The sequence below is a fragment of the Actinomycetota bacterium genome, assembly GCA_035640355.1.
GTDB lineage: Bacteria > Actinomycetota > UBA4738 > UBA4738 > HRBIN12 > CALGFI01.
This window is the reverse complement of record DASQWI010000025.1, coordinates 1-25,023: the sequence shown is the minus strand read 5'-3', so window position 1 is coordinate 25,023 and position 25,023 is coordinate 1. Positions and strand designations below refer to the sequence as shown.

23 protein-coding genes are annotated in these 25,023 nt (G+C 67.9%); 11 read left to right on the top strand and 12 right to left on the bottom strand.

Annotated features, from left to right (window positions below; genetic code table 11):
- Positions 1–9: 9 nt before the first annotated feature.
- Both VFA08_12680 and VFA08_12675 read left to right on the top strand, forming a co-directional pair.
- Positions 10–891 carry a cytochrome c biogenesis protein CcdA gene (locus VFA08_12680; GenBank protein ID HYZ14442.1) on the top strand — a complete coding sequence of 294 codons (882 nt, stop codon included), beginning with the start codon at positions 10–12 and terminating at the stop codon, positions 889–891.
- Between the two features lie 131 nt (positions 892–1,022).
- Positions 1,023–1,511, top strand: coding sequence for a RidA family protein (locus VFA08_12675; protein HYZ14441.1), 489 nt, complete (start codon positions 1,023–1,025; stop codon positions 1,509–1,511).
- Between the two features lies 1 nt (position 1,512).
- Here VFA08_12675 and VFA08_12670 read toward each other — a convergent pair whose 3' ends face one another.
- From VFA08_12670 to VFA08_12650, 5 genes are read right to left on the bottom strand one after another with little or no spacing between them, the layout of a single operon-like run.
- Positions 1,513–1,920 carry a DUF126 domain-containing protein gene (locus VFA08_12670; GenBank protein HYZ14440.1) on the bottom strand — a complete coding sequence of 136 codons (408 nt, stop codon included), beginning with the start codon at positions 1,918–1,920 and terminating at the stop codon, positions 1,513–1,515.
- Positions 1,913–3,166 (bottom strand): aconitase X catalytic domain-containing protein, encoded by a 1,254-nt coding sequence (locus VFA08_12665; GenBank protein ID HYZ14439.1) that lies wholly within the window; start codon positions 3,164–3,166, stop codon positions 1,913–1,915. The genes VFA08_12670 and VFA08_12665 overlap by 8 nt, the downstream gene beginning before the upstream one ends.
- 8 nt (positions 3,167–3,174) lie before the next feature.
- On the bottom strand, positions 3,175–4,359 hold the full coding sequence (locus VFA08_12660) for an aminotransferase class I/II-fold pyridoxal phosphate-dependent enzyme (GenBank protein HYZ14438.1): 1,185 nt from the start codon (positions 4,357–4,359) through the stop codon (positions 3,175–3,177).
- A gap of 33 nt (positions 4,360–4,392) precedes the next feature.
- Entirely contained in the window at positions 4,393–6,288 is a 1,896-nt protein-coding gene (locus VFA08_12655) for an alkaline phosphatase family protein (protein ID HYZ14437.1), read from the bottom strand.
- Positions 6,289–6,331: 43 nt separating this feature from the next.
- Positions 6,332–7,522, bottom strand: coding sequence for an aminomethyltransferase family protein (locus VFA08_12650; GenBank protein ID HYZ14436.1), 1,191 nt, complete (start codon positions 7,520–7,522; stop codon positions 6,332–6,334).
- Between the two features lie 134 nt (positions 7,523–7,656).
- Between VFA08_12650 and VFA08_12645 the strand changes: the two genes are divergently transcribed.
- Together VFA08_12645 and VFA08_12640 are read left to right on the top strand one after the other, a co-directional pair.
- The gene (locus VFA08_12645) at positions 7,657–9,258 is read left to right on the top strand and encodes an NAD(P)/FAD-dependent oxidoreductase (protein HYZ14435.1); all 1,602 of its coding nucleotides are present in this window, start codon (positions 7,657–7,659) and stop codon (positions 9,256–9,258) included.
- Between the two features lie 19 nt (positions 9,259–9,277).
- Entirely contained in the window at positions 9,278–10,864 is a 1,587-nt protein-coding gene (locus VFA08_12640; protein HYZ14434.1) for an NAD(P)/FAD-dependent oxidoreductase, read from the top strand.
- 21 nt (positions 10,865–10,885) lie between these two features.
- Here VFA08_12640 and VFA08_12635 read toward each other — a convergent pair whose 3' ends face one another.
- Positions 10,886–12,910: an ATP-dependent helicase gene (locus VFA08_12635; protein HYZ14433.1), complete on the bottom strand. Its 2,025-nt coding sequence runs from the start codon at positions 12,908–12,910 to the stop codon at positions 10,886–10,888.
- Positions 12,911–12,989: 79 nt separating this feature from the next.
- Between VFA08_12635 and VFA08_12630 the strand changes: the two genes are divergently transcribed.
- The 5 genes from VFA08_12630 to VFA08_12610 all read left to right on the top strand — a co-directional run bounded on the left by VFA08_12630 (position 12,990) and on the right by VFA08_12610 (position 17,608).
- Positions 12,990–13,199 carry a DUF2277 domain-containing protein gene (locus tag VFA08_12630; GenBank protein HYZ14432.1) on the top strand — a complete coding sequence of 70 codons (210 nt, stop codon included), beginning with the start codon at positions 12,990–12,992 and terminating at the stop codon, positions 13,197–13,199.
- On the top strand, positions 13,199–14,596 hold the full coding sequence (locus VFA08_12625; GenBank protein ID HYZ14431.1) for an aminotransferase class V-fold PLP-dependent enzyme: 1,398 nt from the start codon (positions 13,199–13,201) through the stop codon (positions 14,594–14,596). The genes VFA08_12630 and VFA08_12625 overlap by 1 nt, the downstream gene beginning before the upstream one ends.
- A 3-nt stretch (positions 14,597–14,599) precedes the next feature.
- Positions 14,600–15,433 (top strand): DNA-formamidopyrimidine glycosylase family protein, encoded by an 834-nt coding sequence (locus VFA08_12620; GenBank protein ID HYZ14430.1) that lies wholly within the window; start codon positions 14,600–14,602, stop codon positions 15,431–15,433.
- Between the two features lie 93 nt (positions 15,434–15,526).
- Positions 15,527–16,060 (top strand): ABATE domain-containing protein, encoded by a 534-nt coding sequence (locus tag VFA08_12615; protein ID HYZ14429.1) that lies wholly within the window; start codon positions 15,527–15,529, stop codon positions 16,058–16,060.
- Positions 16,061–16,090: 30 nt separating this feature from the next.
- Positions 16,091–17,608, top strand: a complete 1,518-nt coding sequence (locus VFA08_12610; GenBank protein ID HYZ14428.1) for a pyridoxal-dependent decarboxylase — start codon at positions 16,091–16,093, stop codon at positions 17,606–17,608.
- Here the strand turns inward: VFA08_12610 and VFA08_12605 are convergent.
- A complete protein-coding gene (locus VFA08_12605) occupies positions 17,571–18,398 on the bottom strand; it encodes a hypothetical protein (protein ID HYZ14427.1) in 828 nt (275 codons plus the stop codon). The genes VFA08_12610 and VFA08_12605 overlap by 38 nt on opposite strands.
- Before the next feature lie 59 nt (positions 18,399–18,457).
- Here VFA08_12605 and VFA08_12600 point away from each other — a divergent pair, with 59 nt between their 5' ends.
- Positions 18,458–19,930: a protein kinase gene (locus tag VFA08_12600; GenBank protein ID HYZ14426.1), complete on the top strand. Its 1,473-nt coding sequence runs from the start codon at positions 18,458–18,460 to the stop codon at positions 19,928–19,930.
- Positions 19,931–20,004: 74 nt separating this feature from the next.
- On the opposite strand, the gene VFA08_12595 is transcribed toward VFA08_12600, so the two are convergent.
- The gene (locus VFA08_12595) at positions 20,005–21,837 is read right to left on the bottom strand and encodes a hypothetical protein (GenBank protein HYZ14425.1); all 1,833 of its coding nucleotides are present in this window, start codon (positions 21,835–21,837) and stop codon (positions 20,005–20,007) included.
- A 151-nt stretch (positions 21,838–21,988) separates the two neighbouring features.
- Here VFA08_12595 and VFA08_12590 point away from each other — a divergent pair, with 151 nt between their 5' ends.
- The gene (locus VFA08_12590) at positions 21,989–22,375 is read left to right on the top strand and encodes a nuclear transport factor 2 family protein (protein ID HYZ14424.1); all 387 of its coding nucleotides are present in this window, start codon (positions 21,989–21,991) and stop codon (positions 22,373–22,375) included.
- Between the two features lie 41 nt (positions 22,376–22,416).
- Here VFA08_12590 and VFA08_12585 read toward each other — a convergent pair whose 3' ends face one another.
- The 4 genes from VFA08_12585 to VFA08_12570 form a co-directional block, all read right to left on the bottom strand.
- A complete protein-coding gene (locus VFA08_12585; protein HYZ14423.1) occupies positions 22,417–22,890 on the bottom strand; it encodes a hypothetical protein in 474 nt (157 codons plus the stop codon).
- A gap of 15 nt (positions 22,891–22,905) precedes the next feature.
- Entirely contained in the window at positions 22,906–23,211 is a 306-nt protein-coding gene (locus tag VFA08_12580) for a class I SAM-dependent methyltransferase (protein ID HYZ14422.1), read from the bottom strand.
- A gap of 157 nt (positions 23,212–23,368) precedes the next feature.
- Positions 23,369–24,283, bottom strand: coding sequence for a trypsin-like serine protease (locus tag VFA08_12575; protein ID HYZ14421.1), 915 nt, complete (start codon positions 24,281–24,283; stop codon positions 23,369–23,371).
- 115 nt (positions 24,284–24,398) lie between these two features.
- Positions 24,399–24,956 carry a pyridoxamine 5'-phosphate oxidase family protein gene (locus VFA08_12570; protein ID HYZ14420.1) on the bottom strand — a complete coding sequence of 186 codons (558 nt, stop codon included), beginning with the start codon at positions 24,954–24,956 and terminating at the stop codon, positions 24,399–24,401.
- Positions 24,957–25,023: the final 67 nt, after the last annotated feature.

Genomic DNA, 25,023 nt, shown 5'->3' with positions numbered 1-25,023 from the left:
CGAGGTCAGATGGCTGACGTCATCGAAGAACGGTCCTCACGGCGATCGGTCCTTGCCGCCGCGGTCACGATGCTCGTCCTCGCGGTCGCCGTGATCGCGGGGCTCATGTCGCCGACGACAGGCGGCACGCCGGTGATCTTCGTCGAGCGGATCTCATCGGCGATCAGCAACACGGCGCCGCGGGTCGGCGATGCGTGGTGGGTGTATGCGTTCGCGCTCGGAGCGGTGGCTGCGTTCAACCCGTGCGGGTTCGCGCTCGTGCCCGCATACCTCGGCCTGTATCTCCGTGATGACCTCACCCAGTCCGGACTTGGCGCGCGTGTTGTACGTTCGGTCACGGTCGCTGTCGTCGTGGGGGCGACCTTCACCGCGCTATTCGGAGCGGTAGGCGCGATCTTCGAAGCGGGATCCGCGCTCATCGTCCGCTCTCTACCGTGGATCGGGCTCGGGGTCGGAGTGTTGCTCGTCATCACCGGAGGGCTGGCCCTTTCCGGGTTGCCCATCGCGTCGAGCCTGCCTCAACGGCTGGCTGCCCCGATTGGAAGGGGAGCACGCGTCACGGGTCTGCGGGGGTACGCGGCCTTCGGATTGGCTTACGGCGCCGCCTCCCTCGGGTGCACCCTCCCGCTGTTCCTGGCCCTGATGGGGACGGCCACCACGACGAGCAGGCTGTACGGAGCCTCCGTCATCGCCTTCGCGTTGTACGGGGCCGGGATGGCGACGGCGTTGGGAGTCCTCACCGTCGCCGTCGGCGTTGTGAGCTTTGGCATCCTGCAGCGCCTGCGAGGTTTCGTGCGGATCGTCACGACACTCAGCGCCGGTCTGTTGTTGCTCTCGGGCGCGTACGTCGTCTACTACTGGTTGACCGCGGGGAGAGTGCTTCTTACCTGAACAGGCTGAGGACCTGGTCCACGCTAGTCGCCAGCAGCGGAGAATTCGTCGATGGCGGCCAGACAACTTGCACCAACCGGTTGGTCTCACTACGGTCCCCGCCGATTCGCCGCCGATGCGAGGAGGGCACGATGAATGCCGAGGCGCGGGTTCGAGAGCTCGGGCTCGACCTGCCGGACTTTTCAGTTACGTCCTACTACGGTCCCAGCTACGGGAGCATGAAGTCGCACCATCAGGTCGGCTCTCTGCTCTTTCTCTCAGGCCATGTACCGGAGCTCCAGGGTGGTGGCGTTCTGCACCCCGGGCGCCTTGGGGCGGAGGTCACGATCGAGCAGGGGTACGAGGCTGCGCGGCTGACGGGAATCAACGCGCTGGCCGGCATCCGATACGCGATCGGTTCCCTCGACAACGTCAGGTCGATCGTCCGCTCACTGTGCTTCGTCGTCTGCCTTCCCGAGTTCCACGACGTCCACAAGGTGTCGAGCGGCGCGACCGACCTGTTCCGCGACGTGTTCGGCGAGGAGGCGGGGCTCGGCGGCCGGGCGACGATCGGGGTGACCAGTCTCGCCCGCAACCACTGCTTCGAGATCTGGCTCACGGTCGAGGTCGAGGCGGGATGAATCAGCGTCGACTGACGAGCGCCCCCTCCGGGCCCGCTCGAACCACCACGGTCTCGTCGGCGTCGACATCGTTCACTGTTGCGACGACGACCGGCATCGCCACGTCGTAGAGCTCGCGGGCGACGATGGCGCCGAGCGCCAGGATCGGGTCCGGCTCCGCCAGCACGATCGCCGCGGGCGCCGTTCCCGCCCTGATGGCCTCGGCGAGCACGCTCGAGCTCGAGCTCGATCCTCGACCGGATGGCATCACCAGGACGCGGCCGGCGACGTTCGCCCCGCGCTGCGGGTGGTGCACGTCGACGATGTCGCCGGACGCGGGGTCGATGCCGCCCCAGAAGCTCAGCGGCTCGTCCAAGACGAGTGCCCGGCCTTCGGCTTCGCCGGCGACGAGCGTTGTGGCCTCAGGCATCGCCCCACAGCTCGGCGTCCCGAACGACGTGCCCTTCGATCGCCGAACGTACGCACTCCTCGAGGCTGCCGAACGTGACCCGGACGCCGATGTTCGCGGGCGCGTACCACGCCCACTTGGCGGAATCCGTCATGACCGGACCGCGGCCGACGAGCGGCGCGATGTACGTGCAGGTGTCCGTGACGACGTTGACCCCGGCAGACGTCAAAGAATCCGCGACGCCGAGGCGCTCCGCATCGGCCAACACGTTGCGGCCGGTGTTGACCCACACCGGTACGCGCGTCCGGCGTCCGGCAAGCAGCGCCGCGAGTCGCTCGAGCTCCGCGAGCGAGGCGTGCGGCGTCCCCACGCAGACCGCTCCCAGCTCGTCGCCGTTGGCCGTGGTGAGCTCGTCTCGAGCGAGGCGCAGCCGTTCGAGGGTCACCGTCTCTTCAGGGACGTCGGCGCCGCCGGTGGCCGCCTCGAGGGTCGGCGCCTCAGGCGTGATCCCCACGGCGTGGAACATCGCGACCGATCCGGACGAAGCGGCGGCCGCGCCGAGGGACTTCAGACGGTCCTCCGCCGCATCGCGCGGCAGGCCGACGATCGCCGGGACCGCGGCGCCGGCGACGTGGCCGGCGGCGTGGCCGAGGGCGGGATAGAGCACGTCGGATTCGAGCAGCCGTGACGGGATGCCGTCGAGTCGGAGCACCACCGTCGCCAGGCGCTCCTCTTCGCGATGCAGTCCGGCGTATGGTGCCCGACCGGTGATCGCGGCGCAGACGTCGATGAAGTCGCCGTACCGGTTCGTCCGCGCGCCAAGGACGGAGTTGCAGAAAACGATCGCGTTCGACTCGGCCCACGCGACGTGCTTGCCGAACCCGGGTCGATCGGGGAGCTGGTACGGCGCGCACGTCCACGTCGGGCGGCACCCCATGGCGACGTAGGCGTCCATCTGCCGGCGGGCGTTCGCCGCCGTCGCGCCGTTGCCGTGGTAGCGCTGGGGGTGGAGGAGGTCGAGATAGCCGACGTTCAGCGTGGTCGGAACGGCGACGCGTGCATCCCCGGCGACCAGCCGCTCGGCGAACTCGAGACCGGCAACGCCGTGATAGAGGCACCCATCGACGTGCCCCGACTCGATGTCGATCAGGCGGTCGGCGCCCATCACCTCCGCGGTCTCGAGGACGATACGCATCGCGAGCACGGCGGCGTCGCCGTTCGAGCCGGAGAGGAGCGCTCGGTCGTGCGCCGACGTCTCGACGGGCACGACGGTCCCTACGAGTCCTTGGCGGCCGCCTCGAAGACCAGGATCGAGCGCTCGACCATCTCGTCGTTGCCCGTGACGGAGATACGGAACCGGCCGGGCATCTCGACGAGCTCCCCGGGGAGCACGTAGACCTTGTCACGCGCGAGCCGATCGGTGAACCGGACGTCGTCCTCGATGGGACTCCTCGGGAGGAGGTAGAACGTCCCCTCGGGCGAGTGGAGGTCGTATCCGAACGAGCGGAGCGCATCGACGAATCGATCGCGACGCCGCTGGAGCGCCTTGATGTCCACCGTGAGGTTGTCCAGGTCCCCGAGCGCCCGCTGCAAGATCGAGCCGGGGACGCCCTGCCCTCCGAACGTCAGCTGCGCGAGCCAGAACGCCTCGCGCATGTGCCCTCGATCGGGCATCGTCGGAGGGAGCGCAATGTACCCGACGCGTTCGCCCGGCGTGAGCAGCTGCTTCCCGTACGTGTAGACGAGGAACGAGTAGGGATAGAACTCCGTCGGGCTGAGGAACACGCGATCGTCGAACACGATCCTCGAGTACGCCTCGTCGGAGATGAGGTAGATCGGTCGGCCGTTCCGTTCCGACGCTCGCGTCAGAACGCCCGCGAGACGCTCGAGGGTCTCGGGTGGATAGATCTTTCCGGTTGGGTTGTTCGGAGAGTTCACCAGGACGGCGCGCGTCCGCGACGTGATCGAGCGTTCGATCGCGTCCACGTCCAGGTCCCACGTCTCGAGGTCGACTCGGACGCGAACCGGTGTAGCTCCGGCCGACACGATCAACGCCTCGTAGAAGAACCAGGGCGGTGAGCAGAAGACGACCTCGTCACCCGGATCGGCGACCGTCCGGATCGACAGGTTCAGCCCGGTGAACGCGCCGTCGGTGAGCATGATGTCGTCGGGGTCGAAGGGAACGCCTCGGCGCTCGCGAAGGCCCGCCGCCGCTGCCTCCCGCGCGAACGGCTCGTTGAATTTGTACGCGTACGAGTCCCGGTCCTCGGGGACGGCCCAGCGCTGGAGCGCGTCGACGAACGCCGTGAGCGCCACCTCCTGGGGATTCCCGGCGACGAAATCGCAGAGCTCCGGATCGGACGGATCGCGCCTCGCGTACGACGAGTCGGCGAAGAACCGCATCAGCGGTTCCTCCAGCCGGATCAGACGCCGCATGGTCTCGGAGAACGCGTGCGTCATGGGGCGCGAACGTACCACGGACGCCCGAAGGCGCTACCAGGTGACCGGCGGGAGCCCGAGGGGGTCGGCGTCCGGGTACGACGTCTCGCCGAACCGCGACAGGTCTGCAGAGGCGAGCTCCGCGATGAACGACGTCGGCAGGACGGCGGCGAAGGTCCGTGCATCGAGACGATCACGCCGGATGGCCGCTCGAGGAATGTACGGGCCGATGTTCTCGCCGTATCGGTACTCGGCGAGGAACGCCGCCACGTCCTCCGCGGTGATGCCCGCGTCGAACAGCGCGGTGCGGTCCAGGTACACCTCGGACGGCGCCACGTTCTGGACCAGCCTGAACACGGTCGTGCCGAACTTTCGTCTGAGGTCGTCCCCGAGCTGGATCGGGTCGATGCGCACGCCGCCGCTGGGATCGATCTGCGGGCATTGGCCGTGATCGGCGGTGACGATCAAGACGAACGAGTCCCCGAACCGAGCCTCGAGCAGTTCAGACAGCAAGCCGATCTCCTGGTCGACTGCGCCGAGTACGTCGGACTGATGCGGGTCCTCGAAGTTGTACACGTGCCCCGCGTAGTCGGGCGCCTTGAAGTTGACGTACAGGAGATCGGTCACGTCGTCGTCGCCGATCGGCTCGGAGTCGAAGGTCGCCTCGATCAGCTCACCTTCGTAGCGCACGATGGGTGGGGAGCAGCACATGGCCTTCCTGCCCATCGGATCGAACGGCGACGGCGGCGGGCTGCCGTACGCGGCGGTGAGCGACTCGAGCCGTTCGAGCCCCGGAACCGATCGAGGCAGGCGGTACAGGTCCGGGTTGTGCGGCTTCCACCCTCCACCACCCTCCTCGTGCCAGAACACGCCGACAGGTAACTCGCCCTGGGGGCGGCCGCCTCGACCCAACATCCCCAGATGCCACACCTGGTAGCCGATCTCGCCCACCCACGCCTCGTTCTGGCTGTGCTCGGTCCAGCGATCGGCGAGCGTCGGCTCGAGCAGGAACGAAGGATCGACCCGACCGGGATCGCCCCACGCCTTCACCGGGTGGCCCCGGCGACGGACGTTATGCCCCGTGATCCCGTGCGTGCGGGGGAAGGCGCCGGTGCCGATCGTCGCGTGCGCTGCGGCCGTCACCGCGGGGAACGAGCCGGTGATGGCGTTTCGATACGTGGCGCCCTCGGCCATCAGACGCTTCAGGTTCGGCCAGGCGTCGGGCCACCTGTGCAGGACGTTCCATCCGCCGCCGTCGATGACGAACGTGACGATGACTCGCGGTGGCTCGGGCGGCGAAGCGACACCGGGCAACGGCACGCCGTCGGCTGCCTCGAATCCGTCGAATCCCATGAGTCTCGCCGTCGTCGGGGCGAGGTCGGCGAGCGTGACGCGCTCCACGTGGTCCTGCGGCTCGATCCGGTTAGGCGACCACAGGACGATCGGCATGCGCTCTGCGTACATCCACACCACCGCGTGACTCGAACGAGGATCGTTCGGGACGAGCGATCGCGACTCCTCTTTGTAGTTCGAGCTCGAGAACGGGGTGACCAGGAGCTGGAGGTCGCCCGAGCGTTCGGGGTGGTACGCCCGTACGACGAGCTCGAGGTACTCGGCGCCGAGATCCGTGGCGTCGGCTTCCAGGCTGGGACGAGGGTCGGGGCGTGACCGACGTCGCACGGCGGTGCCGAGCGCGCCCCCCGCGGCGACGAGCGCCAGCCCAGCTCCGCAGGCGAGGCCCAGGAGCCGGCGTCTGCTCGGATCGGGGATGCCGCTGCCAATCGCGCGCTCCCGGGCGATGAGCAACGCCGTCGCCAGGACGAGCACGCCGGTCAACAGCCCCGTGACCAGACCGACGGTCTCCGCGACGACGAGCGTCACCGCGCCTCCGGAGGCGACGAGCAGCACGAACCGGACTCGAGGACGCACGGTGTGCTGATTGTCTCTCACGCCGGCGGGAACGCTCGGCCTGCTCCCTATCTGGAAGTGGCAGTTACGCGCGCTTGCGGGCGAGATCGAGGAAGGGGAGGTCGACGACGGTCGCGTCGACAGTGCCGCGTTCGCCCTCCACCGTCCACTCCACACCGACCCGCACGCCGGAGCGTGCGAACTGCGGCGGGAGCGAGCCGAACCCCACCATCTTCTTGATCGTTGGTCCCCGCGTGACACTCGTGGCTCGGCCCGCCTGCCCGCCCCCCGCGTACACCGGAACCGGGTCACGGTTCACGGCCGCCGAAACCGCGGGCGGAAGGTCGTGCGCGGCGAACATCGCTTCGATCCCCAGCCAGTCCAGCTCCAGGCCGACCAGTCGCCGTTCGGGGCCGCCGCGACGATGCTCGAGCTCGAGGGCGCGCCGCCCCACGAAGCTCGGTTTCGACAGGTCCACGAGGCGTCCGAGCCCGATCTCGAACGGTGAGTACATCTGCTCCTGGCTGACCGCGTGACGGGCGCTCGTGTATTCGGCCTCGATCAGGATCAGGCCGGCCTCGACGCGCGCGACGTCGAGTGCGCGGATCCCCGCGGCGCGGATCCCGTGCGGCTCGCCGGCCTCCCACAGCGAGTCCCACACATCGAGCGCGGCGTCGGCCGCCACCCACACCTCGTAGCCGAGGTCGCCCGTGTAGCCGGTCCGCGTGACGTTCACGTCGACGCCGCCGACCTCCGTTCGCCGATGCCCGAAATACCGCAGGCCTGACCAATCGCCGCGCGTGGCGCTTTCGAGGACGTCCCGGGCGCGAGGACCCTGGACGGCGATCGCCGCGATCTCTTCTGAAACGTCCCGGATCTCGACGTCGAGACCGCCCGCGTTCAGCTCGAACCAGCGGTAGCTGGGATCCGCGGCCGTCCAGAAGAACTCGTCCGCGCCCCGCCTGGTGACGGTCCCGTCGTCGACCACCTTGCCGTCCTCGTTGCACCACGGCGTGTAGAAGACGCGGTCGACGGCGAGCCTCGCGACGTCCCGCGTCATCACCCGGTCGACGAGCCGAGCGGCGTCCGGACCACGTACCTCGTACTTGTAGAGGGGCGACACGTCGATCAGGGCGGCCTGCTCGCGGATAGCGTTGTACTCGATGTCGTGGAAGTCGGCGTAGACCTGGGCGGAGAAGTACCCGGACCAATCGCCCCAGGACAACTTGGTGTTCAGCGCGGACGTCCGCGGATGCAGGGCCGTTCCAACGCTCATCGTTGCTCCCGATCCATCGCCGGAGAGTATCCGTTGCTCCGCACGGCGCCCCGCTGACCTCGAGTCACGGAGTGCCTGTGGCCGATGCCGGTGGCCCGGCCCTAGCATGCTCCGGACGCCGTCGGAGGAGGGAGATGGCAAAACGGTACGACGCGGTGATCGTCGGCGGGGGGCACAACGGTCTGACCGCCGCAGCGTACCTCGCCCGGGCCGGGCAGAAGGTGCTCGTCCTGGAGCGGCGCCACGTGCTCGGCGGCGCCGCGGTCACCGAAGAGATCTTCTCCGGGTTTCGGTTCAGCGAGTTCAGCTACGTCGTCTCGCTGCTCCGTCCGGAGATCATCCGCGAGCTCGAGCTCGCCAGGCACGGGCTGGAGATCCTGCCGCTCGACGGCACCATCACGCCGCTCGACGATGACTACCTGTGGCGCGTGAACGACCACGGGTCGACCGTCCGCGAGCTCCGCCGGTGGTCGAAGAACGACGCGGAGGCCTACGAGGAGTACGGCCAGCTGATGGGCGACATGGCGCGGTTCATCAAGCCGATCCTCTCGGTCGTCCCGCCCGATCCCGGCCGAGTGAATCCGTTCGACTGGATGCCGATCGTCGGGCTCGCCAAGACGTTCCAGAACCTTCCGGAACGGCTGCAGTCGACGTTCGTGCAGCTGATGACGATGAGCGCGACCGAGTTCCTCGAGCAGTGGTTCGAGACCGATCCGCTCATCGCGACGATGTCGGCCTCGGGCATCATCGGGACGTTCCAGGGGGTTCGCTCACCGGGTACCGCGTACGTCCTGCTGCACCACTACATGGGCGAGATCGACGGTGCGTTCCGCGCCTGGGGCATTCCGCGCGGCGGGACCGGTGCGATCTCCGACTCGATCGCCTCGGCCGCGCAACGTCACGGCGCCGAGATCCGAACGGAGGCGCCGGTCGCCCGGATCGACGTCACCGGGAAGCGCGCGACGGGCGTCGTCCTCGAGTCCGGCGAGGAGATCGGGGCGAGGACCGTGCTGTCGAGCGTCGACGCGCGCGTCACGTTCCTCCGCCTGATCGATCCCGAGCGCCTCGACCCAGAATTCCGCGAGCAGGTCGGCCGGTACAAGTTCCGCGGGTCGAGTGGGAAGGTGAACCTGGCGCTCGATGGCCTGCCCGAGCTGGCGTGCAAGCCCGGCAAGGGGGAGTGGCTCCGCGGTGCGATCAGCTTCTCGCCGTCTGTCGACTACATGGAGCGGGCGTACGACGACGCGAAGTACGGGCGGTCCAGCGCGCGGCCCTACATCGACTGCATCATCCCGACGCTCGTCGACCCCTCGATGGCGCCGCCGGGCAAGCACGTGATGAGCTGTTTCGTCCAGTACGCGCCGTATCACCTCTCGGACGGTCGCGAGTGGGACGACGCCGAGCGCACCCGATTCGGGGAGACGGTGATCGACACGCTCGAGGAACGCTTCCCCAAGATCCGTGACGTCATTCTGCACGCGCAGGTCCTGAGCCCGAAGGACATCGAGGACATCACGGGGCTCAGCGAGGGCAACATCTTCCAGGGCGAGCTCTCGCTCGAGCAGCTGTTCTTCAACCGTCCCGTTCCGGGCTGGGGACGCTATCGAACGCCGATCAAGGACCTGTGGATGTGCGGTTCGGCGACCCATCCCGGTGGAGGCATCATGGGCGCGCCGGGCCGGATCGCCGCGCTGGAGCTCATCGCGTCGCGCCGCCGTCGGTCCGAGGCGGCGTGACCGATCCGAGTTCGGTCCGATGACCGAACGCTGGGACGTCGTCGTCGTCGGGGCCGGCCACAACGGGCTGGTCGCCGCGGCGTACCTGGCGAAGGCCGGCCGGAAAGTGCTGGTGCTCGAGCGCCGCGAGCGCATCGGTGGCATTCTCGACACGACGGAGGTCGCGCCCGGCGTTCGTGCGCCGGGGATCGTGCACACGGTCGGGCGCTTTCGCCCGTCGATCGTCGACGACCTCGGCCTCGTCGGCCACGGACTCGTGACGGTCGAACCGGAGGTTCGCGTGTTCGCCCCGCAGCCCGACGGCCCTCCGCTGACGCTGTGGGGGAGCGCAGGCCGGACGGCGGCGGACCTCGTCGAGCGTTCCGGTCGTGATGCGCGGGCCTACCCGGAATTCGATCGGCGGATCCGGACGCTGGGGCGGTTCCTGTCGTACCTGCACGCGATCACGCCGCCCGACGTCAAGAACCCGTCGATCGCCGACGCGCTGAACGGCTTGAAGCTCGGGAACGCGTTCCGCAAGCTCGGGCCGCAGCCGGCGCGCGAGCTCACGCGCGCACTGCCGATGGCGATCGCGGACTACGTCGCCGAGGCGTTCGAGAACGAGGCGCTTCGGGGGGCGCTCGCATCCCGAGCCGTGCTGTACACGGCGATGGGTCCGTGGTCGGCCGGCACGACGGCGGTATACCTCTCCGACTCGGTGGGGAGCGCCGGCGCCGCCGGCCAATCGACGATCGTGCGAGGGGGACCCGGGGCGCTCGCGGATTCGTTGGCGTCGGCGGCCCGAGCCGCTGGCGCGACGATCCGAACGAACGCCGAGGTCACGCGGATCGTCACCACGAACGATCGCGTGGTCGGCGTGGCGCTACCGAGCGGCGAGGAGATCCCGGCTCGGGCGGTGGCGAGCGCAGCCGACCCGAAGCGAACGCTGACGACGCTCCTCGACCCCGTCGTCATCGGACCGCACCTGCGGTGGCGGGCGTCGAACATCCGAACGCCCGGCGCCGTCTCGAAGGTGAACCTCGTTCTCTGGCGGCTCCCGGATTTCGAGGGTGCGGAACCCGACCGCCTGAACGGTCGCATCGTGATCGCGCCGTCGATCGACTACCTGGAGCAAGGCTTCGACGCCTCGAAGTACGGCGCCGTGAGCGAGGAGCCGTTCCTGGAGGCGACCATCCCCACGATCGACGACCGATCGCTCTCGCCAAACGGCTCGCACGTGATGAGCATCGTCGCCCAGTGGACGCCCTACGCGCTTCGCGAGGGGGACTGGTCGGTCGAGCGAGACCGTCTCGGCGACGTCGTGATGAAGACGATGGAGCGGTACGCGCCGGGGTTGACCGAGCTCGTGACGGCGCGGGAGGTGATCACGCCGATCGATCTCGAGGAGCGGTACGCGCTGACCGGAGGGCACGTCTATCACGCCGAGCCAGGCCTCGATCAGTTCTTCGTGTGGCGCCCATTGTTCGGGCACGCGCGATACCGGCTGGGCCTTCCCGGCTTGTACCTGTGCGGGTCGGGGGCGCACCCGGGCGGCGGGATCACCGGCGCGCCGGGTGCGAACGCGGCGCGGGAGATCCTCTCGGACCTGAAGAAGCGGCGTCGATAGCCGGGGGTTCGCTTCGCCGCGTCACTCCGACCACAGGCCGGCGAGGAGCGCATCGACCTCGGTCGTCGAGCCGGTTGGAACAATCGTGGCGCGCTCCTGCATCGCGTCGACGTAGGTGGTGCGCAGCAAGAAGCGCTCGCGCACCTCATCGGGCATGAACCGTGTGAGCTGCGCGTACCAGTGTCGGTCCTCGAACCCGCGATTGGACCGGTGGTATCGGAGCGGGAAGTAGACGTGCAGCGTGTCGCGCGCCCTCGTCAACGCGACGTAGAACAGGCGGCGTTCCTCCTCGATCTGCTCGGGATCGCGCGTCGCCATGTCCGACGGGATCATGCCGTCGGCGGCGTGGATGACGTGGACGACGTCCCACTCGCCGCCCTTTGCGGAGTGGATCGTCGACAGGATCACGTAGTCCTCGTCGATGAGCGGTTGACCCGCGAGGTCGGACGTCGAGATCGGCGGGTCGAGCGTGAGGTCGGTGACGAACCGCTCGCGGGTATCGAATCCGGTGGCGAGCCCTTCGAGCTGTTCGAGGTCGCGCAAACGCGGGTCCGCCTGGTCGTATCGTCGGCGGAGGAGGGGCTCGAGGAAGCGCCGGACCCGTTCGACCTGCGCGGCGGGCGGCTTGGCATGGACGAGGTCCCGGAACGCCGTTCGGAGCGAATCGAGCTCCGCTCGCGCCGGCGCGGGGACGGCGATCGCGCTCTCGAGGAACCGCGTCATCGGGTCGCCGGGCCCGGTGACGCTGATCGCCGCCATCACTCGCCGCGCGCCGGCCGGGCCAACACCATCGAGCAGCTGGAGCAGCCGGAACCACGACACCTCGTCGCGGGGATTGTCGGCGATCCGGAGCACCGCGAGCGCGTCCTTCACATGTGCCGACTCGAGGAACTTCAACCCGCCGTACTTCACGAATGGCACGTTCCGTCGTGTCAGCTCCACCTCGAGAAGGTCGCTGTGGTGCCCGGCGCGAAACAGCACCGCCTGTTGGCGAAGGACCGTTCCTTCTTCGCGATGCCGGAGGATCGCGTCGGCCACCTCGTCCGCCTGATCGCGCTCGTCCACGCACGTGACCAGCTCGGGTAGCGCACCGCCGTCGCGTTCGGTCCACAGCGTCTTCTCGTGTCGTTGTTCGCTGAGCGCGATAACGGCGTTCGTCGCGTCGAGGATCGGGCGCGTCGAGCGGTAGTTGCGTTCGAGCTTCACGATCGTCGTGCCCGGGAACCGCGACGGGAACTCCAGGATGTTCCGAACCGTCGCCGAGCGGAACGCGTAGATCGCCTGCGCGTCGTCGCCGACAACCATCAGTCCGGCGCCGTTGGGCTTCAGCGCCGCGAGGATGTCAGCCTGGAGCGCGTTCGTGTCCTGGTACTCGTCGACCAGGACGTGATCGAACATGGACGCGATGGCCGGTCCGGCCGCCGGGTGCTTCCCGAGCGTCAGCCAGAACACCAGGAGGTCGTCGTAGTCGAGTGCGTGCTGCCCACGCTTGCGCTCGGTGTACCGCTCGAAGATCGAGCGGATGCCACCGACCTCGTCGAGACACCACGGGTAGTCGCGTTCGAGGACGTCGCTCAAGCGTTCCTGCGCGTTGACCGTGCGGGAGTACACGTCGGCGAGCGTCTCCTTGCGCGGGAATCGACGTTCCCCCTCGCCGAGCCCGAGCTCGCCGCGGATCAGGTCCATGAGGTCCGCAGTGTCGGTGCGGTCGAGCACCGTGAAATCTGGCGCGAGGCCGAGCGCTCGGCCGTGGAGGCGAAGCAGCCGGTTCGCCGTCGCGTGGAACGTTCCGCCCCAGACCCGTCCGAGCCCGCGTTCGCCGGTGAGCCGTTCCGCCCTCGAGAGCATCTCGCGCGAGGCTCGACGGGTGAAGGTGAGAAGCACGATCCGCTCGGGCGGGACGCCACGATCGACCAGGCAGGCGACGCGACACGCCAGCGTCCACGTCTTGCCCGAACCGGCACCGGCGACGACCAGCAGCGGGCCGCCGTCGTGCTCGACCGCGTCGCGTTGCTCCTGGTTCAGGCGTTCAAGGGCGTCGAACATGCGTTCGGGCACGATATGCCCGGGGTCCGACGGGCTCAAGCACCGACGGCCTTCGCGCCGACGCCGGTACTATCGCGGCATGTGCCGAAGCATCAAACGGCTCCGCGAGGGCGACGTCCCCGCGACCGAGCAGGAGATCCGCGAGGCCGCGCTGCAGTTCGTGCGGAAGGTGAGTGGCTTCCGGGCACCGTCCAAGCGACACGAGGAGGCGTTCCACACGGCGGTCGACGAGGTTGCGGCCGCATCGGCCAGGCTCCTCGAGTCGGTCACGGCGCGCTTGCCCGGCTGATGCCGTATCCGCTCGATCCATCGCCCGACGACATGCGCGCGATGGGCGAGGCTGCGCTGGCCTACGTCGTGGACTTCCTGCAACGTCGGCCGGACGCGCCGGCGTCGGCGTTCGAGGGCGCTGCCGAGACCGCTCGGCGGTTCCGCATGGCTCCGCCGGAGCAGGGCAACGAGTTCCCGCCGCTGATCGACCTGGTCGAGACGATCGCCCAGCACTCAAGCGACAACGCGGGCCCCGGGTTCCTCGCGTACATCCCCGGCGGAGGGCTCTACGCGTCGTCGCTCGCCGAGCTTCTGTCGACGACGATCGATCGCTACGTGAACCTGTGGGGCGAGGCGCCCGTCGCCGCGCAGATCGAGAACAACGTCGTCCGGTGGCTGTGTGACCTGTTCGCGTACCCGCCCGAGTCGCGGGGCGTGCTCACCTCAGGCGGCTCGTTGGCGAACTTCTCGGCGATCGTGAGCGCTCGGAAGGCGAAGCTCCGCGAGAACTTCTTGACGGGCGCACTCTACGTGAGCGAGCACGCCCACGCATCGGTCATGAAGGCGGCGATGCTCGCCGGGTTTCCCACGCGCAACGTCCGCATCGTGGCGACCGACCCGTCGCTCCGCATGGACGTCGACGCCCTCCGACGGCAGATCGTCGACGACCGCGGCGCCGGGTTGCGGCCGTTCGCGATCGTGGCGTCGGCGGGGACCACGAACACCGGCGCCATCGACCCGCTCGACGACCTTGCGGGCGTAGCAGCCGACGAGGGTTTGTGGATGCACGTCGACGCGGCGTACGGCGGGTTCTTCCAGATCACCGCGCGCGGGCGCGAGCGGTTCCGTGGCATCGAGCGCGCCGACTCGATCACGCTCGATCCGCACAAGGGGATGTTCCTGCCGTACGGGACCGGCGCGCTCGTCGTCCGGGACGGGCGCGCGCTGCGCGAGGCGCACTTCGTCGGCGCAGCCTATCTACAGGACCTGGCCGCCGACGCCGACATCCCGAACTTCGCCGAGTACTCCGCCGAGCTGTCCAGGGACTTCCGAGGGCTCCGCGCGTGGTTCCCGTTGTGGCTGCACGGCGTGTCGGCGTTTCGTGAGGCGCTAGACGAGAAGCTCGATCTGACCGAAGCGCTTTACGACGGCCTCAAATCGGACGCCCTCTTGGAGCTGCCGTGGGCGCCCGATCTGACCGTGGTGCCGTTTCGACTGCGCGACGGCGACGACGTCGCGAACCGCCGGTTCCTCGAGGCGATCAACGCGAGCAAGCGCGTGTTCCTGTCGAGCACGGTGATCGACGGCCGGTTCACGATCCGCGCGTGCATCCTGTCGCACCGGACGCATCGCGACCGGATCGACGAGTGCATCGAGATCGTCCGGCGCGCCGCGGCCTCGGTGGCCTCGGGGTGACGGGTGCCGGAGCTGCCCGAAGTACAGGCGCTCGCCGAGCGGCTGGCAGACGCGGTGCGCGGCTCGACGTTCGAGGCCGCGGACGTGCTGCAGTTCTCCTCGCTGAAGACCGTGACGCCGCGAGCGTCGGAGCTCGCCGGTCGATCGGTCACCGGGGTCGGCCGCCGCGGCAAGTACGTCGCGTTCGAGCTCGGAGGGCCCCGGGTGTTGGTGCATCTTTCTCAGGGCGGACGCGTCGATATCGAGGACCCACCAAAGACGACGAAGCCGCGTGGCGCCGTCGTCCGGTTCCGCTTCGACGGACGTCCATCGGCGTTGGTGAAGGAGTTCGGTCGCGAGCGCAAGGCCGGGTGGTGGGTGCTAGCCGAGGGGGATGACGGGCCACTCGAGAAGCTCGGCCCCGAGCCCGATTCAAGTGAGTTCGAACGATTCGTCATCGAGGGAGACGACGGCCGGCGGGTGCACACGATCCTCCGGGACCAACGAACGGTCGCCGGGATCGGCCGCGGCTACTCGGACGACATCCTCCATCGGGCGAAGCTCTCGCCGTACGCGTCGCTTGGTTCGCTCCAGCCCGAGGAGCGCCGCGCGCTGCTCGGCGCCGTGAACGAGGTGCTCGGCGAGGCGCTCGAGGTGGAGCGGAAGCGCTCGGGCGGCCTGCCGACGAAGATCGGCGACCACTTCACGGTGCACGGCAAGTACGGAGAGTCCTGCCCCCGGTGCGGTGACGACCTGCGACGCGTGTCTTACGAGTCCCACGAGGTGACCTACTGCCCCCACTGCCAGACCGGCGACAAGGTCCTCGCCGATCGAAGGCTGTCGCGTCTGATTCGGTAGTTCCAGTTCCTCCACGAAATGCATAACCCGTTGACGAGCGTTACAGGCGCTGAATGCTTGTAATGGGAATCGACTCGTTGAACCATTCGCACCATGGATTACGACGACGGCCTCGCGTTGGCCATCGCCAACAGCGTGGGGCCGCCCGACCGCCTCGGAACTCCCAGCGCGCTGAGGTCGTGGCTCGATGAACATCGGGTGGATTCGGGGACGGCGCGCGACGCCGTGCTCCTGCGAGTCGGCGAGTTCCGCTCGCTTCGGGATCATGTGAGAACCGCCCTCGCCAGGGCGGTCGAGAGCCTCCCGATCCCCGACGACGTGGTGGACGAGTTGAACGCTGCCAGCGCGGGGGCGCCGACGTGGCCTCTCCTTCGGGTCGAAGCAGGCACCGCGGCCCTCGCAATCGCGACCTCGGATACGAGCGAAACGACCACGATCCTCGCGTCGTTCGCGCGCTCTGCGATCGAGCTGCTCGGCGGCCCCGACGCAGCCCGACTCCGCAAATGCCCCGCGTGCGGCCGGTTCTTCCTTGCATCCCGCCCGCGTCAGATGTGGTGCTCCGGGGCCTGTGGCAATCGAACGCGCGTCGCTCGCCATCGGTCCCGGCGCGACAAGGTCGGCGCATAACCCTCCGACGCACGCCGCTATCCTCCCGCCGTGTCCGACGCGTTCTCATGGCATCCCCAGCCCGAGCTGATCGGCTTTCGCGATCCGGCGACGGCTCGCGAGGCCCTGGAGACGTTCGGCAGGGCGATCTGGGACGCCAGTCTCGATTACCTCTACGACGAGGCGAGCAAGCGCCCGGTCGTCGCTGACGCGTACCCAGAGATGCGGCGGCGGTACTTCGGCGAGACGGGCGAGCCCGCGCCCGCGCCCTCCGACCCGTCGACGACGGAGGATCTCCTCCGCGAGTTCCGGGAACGCATCGCGCCGTACGTGTTCAACTCGCAGCACCCCGGCGCGTTCAGCTATTTCACGGCACCGCCGCTGCCCGTCTCGATCGGCGGCGAGGTGATCGGGCAGTGGCTCCACCAAGGGATAGACGTGTGGGCGGCCGGTCCCATCGGTGCGCTCGTCGAGGAAGAGGTCACGTCCTGGCTCCGAGGGCTCGTCGGCCACGGCGAAGGGAGCTGGGGAGTCCTCACCTCAGGCGGCGTGATGGCCAACGTGATGGCCATGACGGTGGCGCGCGACGTCCACCTCGCTCGTCTGCTCCGTCAGAGCGAGCCGCCTCGCGGACGTGCGCTCGAGGGCGTTCGCGTGTACGCGAGCGATCAGACGCACTTCTCGATCCGGCGCGCGCTCGACGTGCTCGGGTTCCCGCGCGACACGCTCCGCGTGATCGACTCCGACGGCGCGTTCCGGCTGCACGGGGCTCCGGTCGACGAAGCGATCGCGGACGACCGCAGAGCAGGGCTGCTGCCCTTCGCCGTCTCCGCGGTCTCGGGTTCGACGAACACCGGCTCGGTGGACCTGGTCCGCGAGCTGGCCGACGTCGCCGAACGCAACGACCTGTGGTTGCACGTGGACGCGGCGTACGGGGGTGCCGCCCGTCTTTCGGCTCGGGACGCGCATCGCGTGCCGGACCTCGAGCGTGCCGACAGCGTGACGATCGACCCGCACAAGTGGTTCTTCCAGGGCTATGACATCGGCGGCCTGGTGGTGAAGCACCGGGACGATCTCCTCCAGACTTTCCGCAGCTCTCCGGAGTACTACCGTTCGCCGAAGGACGCGCCGCTCAACTGGTATCAGTACTCGCTCGAGGGCACACGCCGCTTTCGCGCGCTGAAGCTGTGGCTGTCGTGGAAGCATCTCGGGACGAAGGGATTCGGCCGGCTCGTCGAGCACACCAACGATCTCGCCGCGCACATGGTGCAGCGGTGTAGGGACCTCGAGCGGTTCGAGGTCGCGCCGGCAGAGCCGGAGCTCTCCGTCGTCTGCTTCCGGCACGTTCCGAGTGAGCTGGAAGACGGCGACGAGGTCGACGCGTATCAGGATGCGCTCCAGCGAGCGCTGGAGATCGACGGGACGGGATGGGTTTCGACCACACGGCTTCGCGGTCGGACGTACCTCCGCGCCGGCGTCGTGAACTATCTCTCGACGACTGACGACATCGATGCCGTCTTGGACGCGCTCGTCAGGCTGTCGCCCGGCGCCCTCGCCGCGCTCCGCTGAACAAGAGGCCGAGAACGGTCGCCACGACGCCGGCTCCGGCCGCGATGGTGAGCGTCCCCAACAGTCCCGACACCACGACGTCCCAGCCCGCGCCGACCGCCTCGCGAGCGCGCCCGGCCTGAACGCCCCCAACGACGCCTTCACGCGTGGCGAGCAGGGCGACGAACAGGACCGCCGACGTCACTGTCGCGGCGACGCCCGCGGCGACCAGCCCACGTCCGCCGTTCCGAAGCACACCTATCAGAACCATGACCGCGCCGGCGATCAGGAACGGAACGCTGTACGCGCGCGCGAGGTCCAGCAGCACGCGCAGCGCCTGCGCTTCCGGACGGGCGACTACGACGATCTCCGGCGTTTCGATCACATCGATCCGCGCTGCCAGGAGGGGCGAAATCTGCGAGAGGTCGTCTCGGGCCACGTCGACGACGCCCTCGAGCCCAATCCGGACCGGTCCTCGCTCGCTCTCGATCAGTCGCGTGTGCGCCAGGCGGAGGATCTGCTCGAAGGCAACGACGAAGCGATCGTCGGCGAGCACGCCGGCGATCAGACCCACCGCGAGCTCGCGCTGGAGCGAAAGGGCTGCAGGTGCCCCCTCGAACAACGGGTCGATAGCGGCGTCTGCGAGGGCGGCTCGGATCTCGGGTCGTTCGATGAGGTCGTCGGCCTGCGCAGTGAATGCATCCGCGTCCCCGATCACGGCATCGATCCACAGGCCGAGGGCTCCAAGGACGAGGAGCGCCGCTCCGACGACGGCGAGGACGGTGGCGAATCCCGACGCACGGCGGGCCATCCGGAGGACGGTACCTTCACCGACGGTATCCGGCCGCCCGGCTGGGGTACCTTCGGTGCATGCCTGAGGCGGCCACGATCCTCAGCGACCGCTACGAGCTGGGCCCGGAGCTCGGGCACGGCGGGATGGCCCGCGTCCTTCGGGGCACCGACCGTCAGCTCGGCCGGCACGTCGCCATCAAGGTCCTTTCACCGCCGTACGACCGCGATCAGGCGTTCGTCGAACGGTTCCGCCGCGAGGCGCACGCGGCCGCGCGGTTGAACCACCCCAGCATCGTCGCCGTCTACGACACCGGCTCCGACGACGGCACGCACTACATCGTCACCGAGCTCGTCGAGGGCGAGACGCTCGCCGAACTGCTCGAGCGCGGGGGGCCGCTCCCGCCGCAGCAAGCCGTGGATATCTCGACGGAGATCACTCGCGCGCTCGCGGCAGCGCACGAACGTGGCGTGGTCCACCGAGACGTGAAGCCGGGGAACGTGATGCTCACCCCCGAGGGCCGCGTCAAGGTCGTGGACTTCGGCATCGCCCGAGCCGCCGGCGTCGAATCGGGGACGCGGAGCGGCCTCGTGTTGGGGAGCGCGCCGTATCTCTCGCCCGAGCAGGCGCGCGGTGAGCCGGGCGACGAGCGTTCGGACATCTATGCGCTCGGATGCGTGATGTACGAGATGCTCACGGGACAGCCTCCGTTCACCGCGGATACTCCGGTCGCGACGCTCTACCTCCACGTGCACGAGCAGGCTCCGCCGCCGTCTTCCGTTGGAGAGGTTCCGGCGGATCTCGAGGCAATCGTGCTCCGATGCCTGGAGAAGGATCCGGCGGACCGGTTCCAGTCGGCCACGGAGCTCGAACACGCGCTTGCGACCGTGGGCAACTCGAACGCGACGATGCCCATGCCGGCGGCGAGCCTCGACACGACCGCCCCCGTCGAACAGGTCCGGCCGTCCAGGGTTTCGCCCCGGCCACCTCGAGATCGGCGGATGTGGTGGTGGGTCGCCGGACTCGCCGCGCTCGTGCTGCTCGTGATGTGGGCGGCGTTCGCGTTCTCCGACGGGACGACCCTGCGCGAGGCTGCTAGGCGAGGAGCTCGAGGTTCGCAGTCGCCCTCACCGTCCGTCACGCCGACGTCCGAGGCGCTGACGGTTGGAGACGCGTACGTGGCGCTGAGGGGCGCGATCGACGCAGCTCAGCTCGAGGGAGGGATCGACGAGCACACTGCGAACGACCTCCGCGAGCGAGCCGAGGACGCCATGGTCGCGTACGAGGAGAACGACACCGAAGAGATCGACAAGAAGATCGGGGAGTTCGACGAGAAGCTCGCCAAGGCACGCGAGGAAGGGAAGATCACGGTCGAGGCGGCGGATCAGATCGATGTCGCGTTCGCCGACTTCGTCTCGGCGCTCGGAGCGGCCCTACCCACACCGGAAGAGCCCATCGAGGAAGACGGGGAGGGCAACGGCCACGGCGGCGACGAGGGTGGTGGACCGCCGCCGCACTCCAACAGCGGCGGCGAAGGCAACGGCAACGACTGACGAGGCGTCGTGTTGCTCGAACGGTGGAGGGAGCGCCCCGCAGCTTGAGCGCTCCCTCCAGTACCTACGAATGACTATTCAGCTACTGTCGCCGGTATCCGAATCAGGAGAAGCTGTCCCCCTTCGCGCTTGAAGGTGAAGTCGGGGTCGGTGTTCGCGTCGAAGGCCGTATCGATGCCCGTCGCTTTTTCCACCCACAGCGTGTGTGCTTGTATCGCTATGAGGAACGCGCCTGGGCCGAACGCCTTGGATGCATCGACGATGCCGCTCGATTCCCACCCGCCGAGGTTTCCTGGGCTGATCAGGAATGCCGCAGGTGCGAGCGGTGGGTTGTCGGGCGGGTCGACGTCCGTCGGCCCCTCGTCCGCCGACTGGTTCACCTTCGCGACGACCTCGGGCGATCCGGAGAACGGAACCCACCACAGCCGGGCCGTCGTGGCGTTGGGCAACGTGGATCCTGCGGGGAACTGCTGGCTGCTGCCGGGATCCTCGGTGATGAGTAGGCCGTTCGGCGTCGACTCGAGGTTGTCCGGCTGGTGGATCTCGCCCAGCGTCTGGACTTGGTTGTCGTCGCCCTCGACGAGGACGGAAAGCGAGTCGACCTGCGTGGGGTCCTCGGGATCGAGCACCATCTTCCACACTCGGCCGTTCGTCGAGCGACCGGCCTGCGATGCCCCCGCCGTACCGCGGCCGGAATCGACGATGTAGACGACGTTCTCCATGTCTGGTCGCTTGTCGTACGCGATGTCCTCGACCCGCACGAACTCGAACACGTTGTTCTGCGTGGCCCAGTACTGGAGCACCCACTGCGGACCGTCGATGCCGAGCGGCGCGCTCGAGCGAAGATCGCGCTGCCAGCTATTGTCGGTTGGCGGCGGTGGGAACGGCCCCCCTTGCGCTTCCGGAACGTCCGCGGATGTCATCTCCGAACCGTCGGGGTTGAGGCCCGTCGCGATGTTCCGTGGAACGGTGATGAAGTGTCCGCTGACAGAAAGCGTGGACGAGTTGGTGGGCGTGAAGTCGTAGTAGTCGTCGACGGCTGAATTGTCCGAGACGAACGCCCAGAGCTGACCTTCGTCGTCGAGGATCGAGTCGGTGTCCGGCGCGATGTACGAGTACAGCTCCGACTGCGCCGGAACCAACGTCGTCGGCGGGGTCGTTGGCGGCACGACGGTGGGGTCCGTTAGCGGACCGCTGGTGAAAGTGTCGTCACCGGATAGGACGACGAGATCGTCGTAGCCGGGGATGGCGACCGCGTTCTCATGGTTGTGGCGTCCCATCCCGGGGATCGTCCCGTGTGTGTCAGCGTCCACGTCGTACGCGACGACGAGACCCGCCTCCTTCTGGTTCGGATCGTCGATCGCCACCGGCCACGAGGCTTCCTGTCGCAGGACGTAGTCCGGGCTCTCCTCGTTGGTGAACAGGATGTCCCTGTCGAAACCCTCGGTGACCGTGGCCAGGAAGTTCGAACAGAAACGCTGGAACCCCTCTGCGCTGTCTATCGCGAATGAGGCGCTCATCACGCGGCCGCCGGCGTTCAGCGTCAGGCGGCTGACCTGCGCGTTGTCGAAGTCGTTCTGAGACTCCGTCGGGTCGGTGACCGCAACCGACGGGTTGTACGGGAACGGCACTTTGCTCGTCTCGTGGTTCACGAGGATCTCGGCGCGCCCGTTCAACTTGGGGCGCACGGAGATGCCGTCGGGGATCGCCTCGAACTGGTAACCGCCGGCAAGGTTGTCGCCGACGGTCAGGATCGGCAGGATCTCGACGTCCTCCATCATCGGCGTCAGCATCGACGGCTGCTTCGTCCGGAAACCAGGTGGTCCCGCGGATGCGGTCGTCATCGACGCGGTGAGCGCGACGGCAACCGCAACCACAGTGAACACGGAGTACGTCCGGAATCTCATCGCGGCCCCTCCTGTGTCGTGTGGAACCCGACAACTAGCAGATTTCGCCGACTCGCGCTCGTCCGCGATCTCGCGCTCAGCGACCGAGATCGTGACATTGCCCACACCGGCGACGCGGCATAGGGTTCGGCTACCAGAGGTAGGGAGGGCCATGATGCATCCCAACGAGAAGTTGCTGCGTGAGGCGGACGAGGCTCAGAAGCGGGGCGACTTTGTGGCGTTCATGAACGCCTACACGGACGACCTAATCGTCCACATGCCGGGGAAGAGTTCGATCTCCGGGGACTACAAGGGGAAGGATCAGTTCGGCGAGGTATTCCAGAAGTTCACCGAGCGCGTGCCCGAATTCACGTTCGAGCCGCACGCGTATTTCGCCGACGACGAGCACGGTGTCCTGCTTCAGCGCTCTCACTACAAGCGTGGGAACGAGACCCTGGACACGAACGACGCGTTCGTCTTCCACTTCCGCGACGGCAAGATCTCGGAGCTGTGGGTCATAACGGACGACCCGTACGGGACAGATGAATTCCTTGGTTAGTCCGTATCGAATCAGCGTGATTCGCGTCTTTTCGTCGAGGATCACGATCTCTCGGCGGAGGGATGCGCCCTGATCAAAGTCGGGTTCAGGCGCGACATCCGTGCCCGTTCTCGATGGACGACCCGGGCGTCGCGACCAGATGACCGCATGACGGCGTCGACACGTTCGTAGAACGTATCGACGCGTGCCTCAACTTCATCGTCCACCACGTCCTCCTCGTACGCGCTGTAAACGGCGAAGAAGTCACGCAGTTCCCGTACCGATCGCGCGGACGTGTGGAATTCGAACTCGTGACTGCCGTCGAGCGCGAACAGGCCGCGTCGGACAGCCGTTGTCAGTGCACGCTCGGCGTGGCTGAGGTCGTCGTCATAGTCATAGGCCGCCGAGGGCTCGGAGAAAGTGACGCCGTCGCTCGTACGAACCTCTACGATCGGCGCGTCGCGGACCGGATGAATGTCGATCAGGCATCCGCCGGCGCGAAGGAGCCGGCGGATCTCCTCCAGGGCATGGACCATGCCCCCGCGCTCCATTCAACAGAGGGACCACGACAGGATGACGACGTCAAAGGTTGACGGCGTTCGTTCCCGAGCGAACTCCTCGAACGCGACGGCTCGGAGCTCGACGGTGTCGGCGGCCCCCTTCGGGATGGTCCGCTTCGCCCTCGCGATCGAGTCCGCGAATGGATCGATTGCGGTGACTCGAGCGGTCCGGTCGAAGTAACGCCAAGTAAGTCGCCCGTCGCCGCACCCGATCTCGAGGACTTCCTGACCGGCAAGGTCGACGAGGTCGAACAGTACGCCCGTCTCGTTCCCATCAGAATCGAGCTGTATCGTCACTCTCCCTCCCTCGTCCAAGCCAATGATGGCCTTTGCGTCGGCAGGCGTCGAGCGGCGAACGGTAGAGGCCTGAGGACTACTTGACCGGTCCCGGTAGCCGTCGACTACCGCGCTCGTCGCGGAGGGCGGCCGGCTCAGCCGCCCTCCACGCTTGGCGTTACGATTCCTTAGTCGGGCAGACGAGGTCCGCGACGCAGTCGAGCACCCAGTTGCGCACCACCGGGATGTCGACGCGTTGGTATCCGCCGATGTACCGGCAGTTGGCCGTTAGGCCATAGCTGGTGTCGCCGACCAGGTAGCCGTCGAGGATCGACGGACCACCGGAGTCGCCGAAGCACGTACCGCCGCCTGCGCGAGGGTCGTTCTCGTTCTCGTTCGTCTGGAACACCTGGTCGTCGAGCTTCTGTCCGATCTCGGTGGTGAATCGGCGCACGATCGGCTGACGCTCAGCGGTCGGCGGGTTGCCGCGGACTTCGGTGCCGTAACCGATCACAAGGAACTCCGTCGAGTTGAACAGTGGCTGCCCGAACTGGTCGAGGTAGTTCTCTGGGGCAAGCTGCGTCGTCGGAAGACCGGGCGATCTGTCGAGGAGGACCACGCCCGTGTCGTTCCAGTTGTCGATATCGGTGAACTCGCTGTACTCGGGATGGGTACGCGGCGTACCGAGGAACCATGTCTGCTCACCGTCATACCTCGGCGCCCTGATGTCCCCGCTCGTATACCCGATGGCTGACACTGCATCGTCCGGCCCGGAGTCGTCCGCGGCGCGTGGAACGTCGCGTTCCGATTCCTCGGCCGTCCGCGAGATGACCGGATCGAATGTGACGATGACTTGTCCGATGTCCTCGAACGTGCAGTGTGCGGCCGTCAGAAAGACTCGCGGAGCGACGAGCGTGCCGGAACAGCGGAACCGGCCGTCCGGTTGGTAGAAGACGAGCATCCCCACGTTCGAATGCGTGTTGGCAGTGTCCTCGGTCCCTCCCGTGATGGCACTCGCGGGAACGATCGATACGAACAGGGCACTCAGGCAGACAAGCGCGAGCGAGAGCGGACGACCGATCAGTCGGCTCATGTAGACCCCCTCTTGCCGTCGAGACGTCCATGCCGGCCGTTGCGGCTCGGCACGGCGAAGAGCGTATGCGCGTCGACGCACCAACGACAAGCGGAATGTCGATATACCGAACGCTTCACGCGTCCGCGGGCGGTGAGTCGGTGAACCGCCACCGCGTCGCACTGAACGTCTCGCCGCGACCGTAGCCGAACACGGTTGTCGGAGCCACCTCGAAGACCAAGACGCGGGCCGTTGATACGTCATGCGCGGAGGGATCCGGACCGTGCGTCTCGCGGAACGTCCCGTCGTGTACCTCGTAGTGCCAGTCGTACTTCGACGCGTAGACATCGGCGACGCGGCCGAGCACACCGTCGTCGTTGACGCGAACGGCATCGCCCTCGATCACGATGTCGAAGCCGTCGCGGAGCGCCGCGCAGCCGGTGGTCATCACCACGTGCGTGTTGTACGTCAGGTTCTTCGCCTTGCGCTCGTTCTCGCCGGTGACGAAGAAGAGTGCGTCGTTGAGCCATACGGCGACGAGCGGCGTGACGTGCGGCCGCGCTTCCGGGCGCACGGTCGAGATCCAGAAGATCTCGGCGAGCTCGAGTCGGTCGCGCGCCTCGGACCATGGCATCGCGGTCGCGTCCGGGCTGCTGAACTCGGCATGGAGCTCGGTGGTCGGCTCGCGCGCCATCGGTTCCTCCTCGCGTAGTCGGTCGTCGTGACAGACGGGGACCCTACGCGGAACTCGGCAGCGGGGC

Bases quoted from the DNA above. Each gene is read 5' to 3' on its own strand.
- VFA08_12585 (HYZ14423.1), bottom strand. From the start codon at position 22,890: ATGGTCCATGCCCTGGAGGAGATCCGCCGGCTCCTTCGCGCCGGCGGA.
- VFA08_12670 (HYZ14440.1), bottom strand. From the start codon at position 1,920: ATGCCTGAGGCCACAACGCTCGTCGCCGGCGAAGCCGAAGGCCGGGCA.
- VFA08_12630 (HYZ14432.1), top strand. From the start codon at position 12,990: ATGTGCCGAAGCATCAAACGGCTCCGCGAGGGCGACGTCCCCGCGACC.
- VFA08_12660 (HYZ14438.1), bottom strand. From the start codon at position 4,359: ATGACGCACGCGTTCTCCGAGACCATGCGGCGTCTGATCCGGCTGGAG.
- VFA08_12600 (HYZ14426.1), top strand. From the start codon at position 18,458: ATGCCTGAGGCGGCCACGATCCTCAGCGACCGCTACGAGCTGGGCCCG.
- VFA08_12625 (HYZ14431.1), top strand. From the start codon at position 13,199: ATGCCGTATCCGCTCGATCCATCGCCCGACGACATGCGCGCGATGGGC.
- VFA08_12605 (HYZ14427.1), bottom strand. From the start codon at position 18,398: ATGGCCCGCCGTGCGTCGGGATTCGCCACCGTCCTCGCCGTCGTCGGA.
- VFA08_12590 (HYZ14424.1), top strand. From the start codon at position 21,989: ATGATGCATCCCAACGAGAAGTTGCTGCGTGAGGCGGACGAGGCTCAG.
- VFA08_12595 (HYZ14425.1), bottom strand. From the start codon at position 21,837: ATGAGATTCCGGACGTACTCCGTGTTCACTGTGGTTGCGGTTGCCGTC.
- VFA08_12645 (HYZ14435.1), top strand. From the start codon at position 7,657: ATGGCAAAACGGTACGACGCGGTGATCGTCGGCGGGGGGCACAACGGT.
- VFA08_12640 (HYZ14434.1), top strand. From the start codon at position 9,278: ATGACCGAACGCTGGGACGTCGTCGTCGTCGGGGCCGGCCACAACGGG.
- VFA08_12575 (HYZ14421.1), bottom strand. From the start codon at position 24,283: ATGAGCCGACTGATCGGTCGTCCGCTCTCGCTCGCGCTTGTCTGCCTG.
- VFA08_12615 (HYZ14429.1), top strand. From the start codon at position 15,527: ATGGATTACGACGACGGCCTCGCGTTGGCCATCGCCAACAGCGTGGGG.
- VFA08_12635 (HYZ14433.1), bottom strand. From the start codon at position 12,910: ATGTTCGACGCCCTTGAACGCCTGAACCAGGAGCAACGCGACGCGGTC.
- VFA08_12675 (HYZ14441.1), top strand. From the start codon at position 1,023: ATGAATGCCGAGGCGCGGGTTCGAGAGCTCGGGCTCGACCTGCCGGAC.
- VFA08_12680 (HYZ14442.1), top strand. From the start codon at position 10: ATGGCTGACGTCATCGAAGAACGGTCCTCACGGCGATCGGTCCTTGCC.
- VFA08_12650 (HYZ14436.1), bottom strand. From the start codon at position 7,522: ATGAGCGTTGGAACGGCCCTGCATCCGCGGACGTCCGCGCTGAACACC.
- VFA08_12570 (HYZ14420.1), bottom strand. From the start codon at position 24,956: ATGGCGCGCGAGCCGACCACCGAGCTCCATGCCGAGTTCAGCAGCCCG.